General features: G+C 68.0%; 4 protein-coding genes. 3 read left to right on the forward strand and 1 reads right to left on the reverse strand.

Annotation, left to right across the window (positions count from 1 at the left end):
* Positions 1 to 1,060: 1,060 nt before the first annotated feature.
* Entirely contained in the window at positions 1,061 to 2,629 is a 1,569-nt protein-coding gene (locus WA805_RS21335; RefSeq protein WP_422288930.1) for a long-chain-fatty-acid--CoA ligase, read from the reverse strand.
* Between the two features lie 222 nt (positions 2,630 to 2,851).
* On the opposite strand from WA805_RS21335, the gene WA805_RS21340 reads away from it, so the two are divergent.
* Genes WA805_RS21340 through WA805_RS21350 form a run of 3 tightly spaced genes read left to right on the forward strand, consistent with a single transcriptional unit; the run spans position 2,852 to position 6,194 of the window.
* Complete coding sequence (locus WA805_RS21340; protein WP_422338102.1) at positions 2,852 to 4,465, forward strand: APC family permease; 1,614 nt, start codon at positions 2,852 to 2,854, stop codon at positions 4,463 to 4,465.
* Entirely contained in the window at positions 4,462 to 5,247 is a 786-nt protein-coding gene (locus tag WA805_RS21345; protein ID WP_425238701.1) for a hypothetical protein, read from the forward strand. Before WA805_RS21340 ends, WA805_RS21345 begins: the two co-directional genes overlap by 4 nt.
* A complete protein-coding gene (locus WA805_RS21350; RefSeq protein ID WP_425243207.1) occupies positions 5,244 to 6,194 on the forward strand; it encodes a metallophosphoesterase family protein in 951 nt (316 codons plus the stop codon). Before WA805_RS21345 ends, WA805_RS21350 begins: the two co-directional genes overlap by 4 nt.
* Positions 6,195 to 6,277: the final 83 nt, after the last annotated feature.

Genomic DNA, 6,277 nt, shown 5'->3' on the forward strand with positions numbered 1-6,277 from the left:
CGATTCGACGTAGTCTCGCACCACCGTCTGAGCCTCAGCGAGGTTCCGGGACTGGGTGACGCCCACTCCATCGATGTGCAGCTCCCAGCCATGCTTCCAGTGCCTGGCGGTGACGTCGTACCTAGTCATTCCAGCCATCCTTCCGGCAGGCAAGCCAGCTTGGCCACTACGTCGCGAACCACGCCTGGTGACACGACGCGAGCTCGAACAGCAACCGCGATATGTCGGCCGCAGGGGCAGTACCAGACCACATGATCGCCCTTGCCGGTCCGCGGCGTGCACCTCTGCGCCAACAGTGCTCGCTCGAGTACCCGGTAGCGGACTCCCTTCCTCATTAGTTTACTCCACCCTAGCTAGACGACAAACTAAAGCCCGGATAGATAAGCTGGCGGCACATCGGCGCGGAAACCGGAATGATCGGCGATCTGTGTACTTGCCGCAACACTCCGGGCATGCCCATCATGCCGAACGGTTCTGACATTTAGCCGGGAGCGAATCAGGTAACGGCGGCATTCGCTCGTTTGTCGGACCCCGCCGCTAGGTTGCTCCCGTGGACAACGCAGTATCTGACTCGCTACGCGAGCGCCTGTTGTCGTTTTTCCCCGCGGGCACGTTCGCCCGGGTGGACGTGCTGGGATATGGCGACGATCCGGGCGTCGAACCGGGGGACACCGCGATCCGGGTCTTCATCGACCGGGCGGGCAGGCCGGAAGAGGACTGGGACAGCCGCGACACCCTGCACGAATGGGCCGAGGCCAACAGCGAGGGAGTCGACAAGCTGCACGCCGGGCTGCTCCCGTCTATCGCGTGGATCGAGTTCGTTCCCGATACGCCGGAACGGCGGGCCGCGCCATCCAGGCCGAACTGGGGCGGCATGCGATGGCTGGGGAAGCCGCCCGACCCGATGGAGAACTCACCAGAATTCGCCAGGATAGGGGTCCTGCTGGGGCCCGCCGACCTCGCGACCATTGACGCGCTGATCGTGGCCGGCGTCGTCGCCAGCCGCGCGGAAGCCCTGCGCTGGGCGGTGGGCCGCATCCGCGAGCACCCCGCGGGGGAGTTACTGGCGGGAGAGGTTGGCGCCGCCGCGGAGGACGTATTTCTGGATCTTGCCGGTCGCGGTCTTCGGCAGCTCGTCGACGAACGTCACGGCGCGCGGGGCCTTGAAGTGGGCCAGCCGGTCGCGGACGAACGCGATCAGCTCAGGCTCCGTCGCGGACTCGCCAGGACGCAGCACCACGAACGCGTGCGGCGTCTCACCCCACCGCTCGCTCGGCACCCCGACGATCGCGACCTCCGCCACGGCCGGGTGCCGCAGCAGGGTGCCCTCCACCTCGACCGACGAGATGTTCTCGCCGCCGCTGATGATGACGTCCTTGATCCGGTCCCTGATCTCCGCGTAGCCGTCGGGATGCACCACGGCGGCGTCGCCGGAGTGGAACCAGCCGTCGCCCATCGCCCGCTTCGTCGCCTCGGGATCGTTGTAGTACCCCTCCATGACTACGTTCCCGCGCACGGTGATCTCGCCGAGCGTCTGCCCGTCGGCGGGCACCTCGTTGCCTTCGGCGTCGACGACCCGGAGCTCGCCCGACGTGAGCAGTTCCACGCCCTGCCGCGCCTTGACGACCGCCCGCTCGGCGGGCGGCAGGTCCGCGTGCTCGGGCAGCGGCGCGCAGACGGTGATGAACGGCGCGGTCTCTGTCAGGCCGTAGACGTGGGTGACCTCCCAGCCGAACTCGCCCTCGAGCCGCTCGATCGTGGCGGCGGCCGGCGGCGCTCCCGCGGTGATGACGCGCACCCCGGGCACCACGTCACCGCGCGTCTCCGCCGGCGCGTTGGCGAGCGAGATGAGCACGGTCGGCGCCGCGCACATCAAGGCCACGTGCTCGTCCCTGATCAGCCGGAACACGGTCGCCGGATCCACCCTGCGCAGGCAGACGTGGGTGCCCGCGGCCGCCGTGACGGTCCAGGTGTACGTCCAGCCGTTCGCGTGGAACATCGGCAGCGTCCACAGATATCGCTCGCCGACCGCGATCGGCAGGTGCAGCAGCGTGCCGATGGTGTTCATCGCGGCGTTCCTGTGGGTGATCATCACTCCCTTCGGCCGCGCGGTCGTGCCGCTCGTGTAATTGATCGTGAGCAGGTCGAGCTCGCCGATCTCCGGCCGGCTGAAACGGGCCTCGGCGGCGGCGATCGCCGCCTCGTAGTCCAGCCACCCGTCGCGCGTCCCCTCGAACGCGACGAAGTGCCGCACCCCGGGCATCTGGTCCCGGACGGCGTCGACGTCCGCCAGGTAGTCGCTGTGCACGCACACGACGGTCGAACCCGAGTGGTTCACGATGTAGGCGAAGTCGTCGGGGGTCAGCCGGTAGTTGACGGGGACGAGGACGGCGCCCAGCTGCGGCACGGCGTAGAACGACTCGAGCTGCGCGTGGGTGTTCGGCGCGATGGTCGCGACCCGGTCTCCCTGCCCGACGCCCAGCCCCTGGAGCGCGGCCGACCAGCGGTCGCACCGGTCGAAGAACTGCTCGTACGTCAGCCGGAGGCTGCCGTCGACGACGGCCTCGCGCGCCCCGTGCAGCCGGCGGGTACGGCGGGCGAAATCCAGCGGAGACAGCGGCGTCTGCATGTTCGGCATCATGCCAGCGCAGCAGGGTGCCGTCCACCGCGCCTCCGCCGCGCTCATCACGTAAAGAAACGGGTCCAATACGCACAGTAATGATAGATGTAATTCGAATTACCCTTATTGACGTTAAAACCAGACTGCCTGAGAATTGCGTAGGTGGCACGGTGGGGGGCCGCGCCTGCGATGCTTGTGAGGCTGTAGATAACCCCCACCAGGAGGATGCAGTTGACTACCACAGGGTCCCGGGCCGACGCGACTCCGCCCGCAAGTAGCCGTAACCTTTTTGTCAGGAACGCCACCGGCCTCGTGCGCGAACTAAGCGCGTTCGACGCCTTTAACCTGGTCTTTTCCGCTGTGCTGATCCCGGTTGGGATCACCGAGGTAATGGCGTTTGCGCCGACGTTCTGGCCGCATGCCAACCTGCTGTTGTCGTTCCTGCTGGCCACGCCCTTGGTCGCCACGTGTGGACTGGTGTATCTCTACTACACCGTTATCATGCCGCGATCGGGCGGAGATTACGTCTGGGTGTCCCGGACGCTAAACCCGTTCCTCGGGTTCTTCGCGAACTTCTCGCTGACCTTCGTGTTCCTGACCTGGATCGCGTTCAATTTCACGTACATGCTGAGCGTCATGGGCCCGGCCGCGGCCTACGTGGCGGGCATCCACTCGTCGTTCATCACCTCGCCGAGCAAGGGCGAGATAATGATCATCGCGACGATCCTCACCGCGATATTCACGGCCGTGATGGTGCTGGGCGTGCGCGTCGTCGCGCGGTACATGTTCGTCGCCTTCGTGGTCGTCTGGGTCGGCATGATCATCTGGCTGATCGCCATGGCCGTCGGCAGCCACGGGCACTTCGTGCACTCGTGGAACACGCACTCAGGCACCACGTACGGCGCGGTGCTCGCGCAGGCTAGCCACCAGGGCTTCAGCGCGGCAGGCGCCATCGGCTGGGGCGCCACCCTGTTCGCCATGATCTACTGCTTCCAGGTCTACACGGGCTTCCAGTGGACCGGGTACTTCGCCGGGGAGATCCGTAACGTCCGTCGCACGGCCACCACGTCGATCCTCGGCGCGCTGCTGATCTCGGCGATCGGCTACGTGCTCGCCACCGCCCTGATCTACAAGTACTTCGGCTTCAACTTCTTCGGCGCGGTCGTCTTCAACGGCCTCGGCGGCGGCTCGGCGCACTGGACGCTGCCGTTCCTGCCCTACCTGCCGGCGCTGGTCAACTTCCTGCCCGGGCCGTCGTGGCTGCTCACGTTCGTCGCGCTGTGCTTCGTGCTGGCCATCATCTGGTGGACGCCGACCGGCTTCATGATGGGCACGAGGAACATGTTCGCGTGGTCGTTCGACCGGCTCGCGCCCGAGAAGCTGACCCAGGTGTCCGACCGGTTCCACACCCCGGTGATCGCCACCATCACGATCGGCTGCGTCGTCGAGCTGCTCAACTACCTGACCGTCTACCAGGGCCTGGGCAACTACCTGCTGAACGTGATCGCGGTGATGGGCGTCGCCTTCATCATCGTGTCGATCTCCGCCGCGGTCGTGCCGTGGCGGCGCCCGCAGATGCACGCGCAGGCGCCGGGGTGGGCGAAGCCGAAGCTGCTCGGCGTGCCGGTCATCACCATCGTGGCGGCGATCTCCGCGATCTCGTGGGGCTTCGTGATCTGGGTGGCCTTCCACACCGGGTTCGGCGGGTCGTTCGGCTTCAAGCCCATGATCGAGGCCTTCACCGCGCCGCTGCTCGGCATCGTGTACTACATCGGCGTCCGGCTGTACCGGCGCCACCAGGGCATGCAGCTCTCCCAGACGTTCGCGGAGATCCCGCCGGAATGACGGAAGGCAGTACGGCAGACGCCGCGGCGGAGAGCGGGCAGGAGCCTGCCATGGTGGCACAAGGGCGTGCCATCGTGGCAGCCGCCGCGGCACGCTCCATCCCGGTCCGTCTGGTCGGCGGGGTGGCCATCTGGCTGCGCGGGTCGGCGGCGGCCCGCGCGGCGCTCGGCCGCAGCTATCCGGACATCGACCTGGTGGCGCACAAGCGCCAGTCGCGCGCGCTGCGGTCGGCCCTCGAGGAAGAAGGCTTCGAGCCGGAGCGGGTGTTCAACGCCACGCACGGCGCGCGGCGCCTGCTGTACCACGGTCCTGGCGGCTGGCAGGTGGACGTCTTCCTCGACACGTTCGAGATGTCCCACACGCTGGACCTGGGCGCCAGGCTGGAAGCCGAGCCTGAGACGCTGGCGGCGGCCGAGCTGCTGCTCACCAAGCTGCAGATCGCCGAGGTCAACGCCAAGGACCTGTCGGACACGGCGATGCTGCTGTGGGATCACGAGCCGGCCGACGCCGACGGTCCCGGCCGGCTGAACCTCACCCCGGTGGCCGCCAGGTGCGGCGCCGACTGGGGCCTGTACACCACTGTTACCGACAATCTCAGCGCGTGCGCGGGCATGCTCGGCGACCTACCGGCCGGCCCGGCCGACCGGGAGCGGATCGCGGGCAGGATCGCCACCATCACCGGCGCGCTCACCGCCGCGCCCAAGTCGCTGTCGTGGCAACTTCGGGCGAAGGTAGGGCGCCGGGTGCGCTGGTACCAGCTGCCCGAGGAGGTCACCAGGTGACGAAGCGGATCTACTTCGCGACCGACATCCATGGCTCGGAGGTGTGCTGGCGGAAGTTCCTCAACGCGGCGCGGTTCTACCAGGCCGACACGCTGATCCTGGGCGGCGACGTGTCGGGAAAGGCGGTGGTCCCTGTGGTGGCCCGCCCCGGCGATGGCTTCCTCATCAGGCAGTTTCACGGCGAGCGGGTGCTCAGCGCCGACGAGACCGCGCAGGTCGAGACCCGCATCCGCGACATGGGCTTCTACCCGTACCGCACCACCGACGAGGAGCTCGAGGAGATCTGGGACGACCCGGAGGCGGTGCACGCCGTTTTCCTCAAGGTGATGCGGGAGACGCTGACCCGGTGGCTGGATCTCGCGGAGCAGCGGCTGGCCGGCACCGGGATCCCGCTCTACGCGATGACCGGCAACGACGACCCGCCGGAACTGCAGGGCCTGCTGCGGGACTCGCCGGTGCTGACCGAGACCGAGGAGGGCCTGGTCGACCTCGGCGAGGGCATCACGATGCTGTCCTTCGGCTACTCCAACCCGACGCCATGGCACACCCCGCGCGAGCTGCCCGACGACGAGATCCTGCGGCGCGTCGAGAAGAAGGCCGCCGCGGTCGAGCGGCCGGAACGGGCCGTCTTCAACCTGCACGTCCCGCCCGCCCGCACCGCCATTGACCGGGCCCCGGCCCTGGACGGATCGCTGAAACCCGTGGTCAAGGGCGGCGCCGTGGTGATGGAGTCGGTCGGCTCTGAAGCGGTGCGCCGCGTCCTCGAGGAGTACCAGCCGATGCTCGGGCTGCACGGGCACATCCACGAGTCCCGCGGCGCGATCCGGCTCGGCCCCACCCTGGCGATCAACCCGGGCAGCGAGTACGGCGACGGGATGCTGTGCGGCGCGCTGCTTGAGATCGACGGCAGGCGCGGCGTGCGGCACTACCAGCTGCCGACTGGCTAGGCTTACCGGCCCTATAGCGCGAGGATGAATGCCGCGCTGCCCGCCAGGGCCGTCACCGTTCGCACGTGGTTCCAGGTTGAAAC

Origin of the sequence: Trebonia sp. (assembly GCF_049794275.1) — a bacterium.
GTDB lineage: Bacteria > Actinomycetota > Actinomycetes > Streptosporangiales > Streptosporangiaceae > Trebonia.

Excerpts from the sequence above, each read along its gene's own strand:
- WA805_RS21335 (WP_422288930.1), bottom strand. The coding sequence starts at position 2,629 with ATGCAGACGCCGCTGTCTCCGCTGGATTTCGCCCGCCGTACCCGCCGG.
- WA805_RS21345 (WP_425238701.1), top strand. The coding sequence starts at position 4,462 with ATGACGGAAGGCAGTACGGCAGACGCCGCGGCGGAGAGCGGGCAGGAG.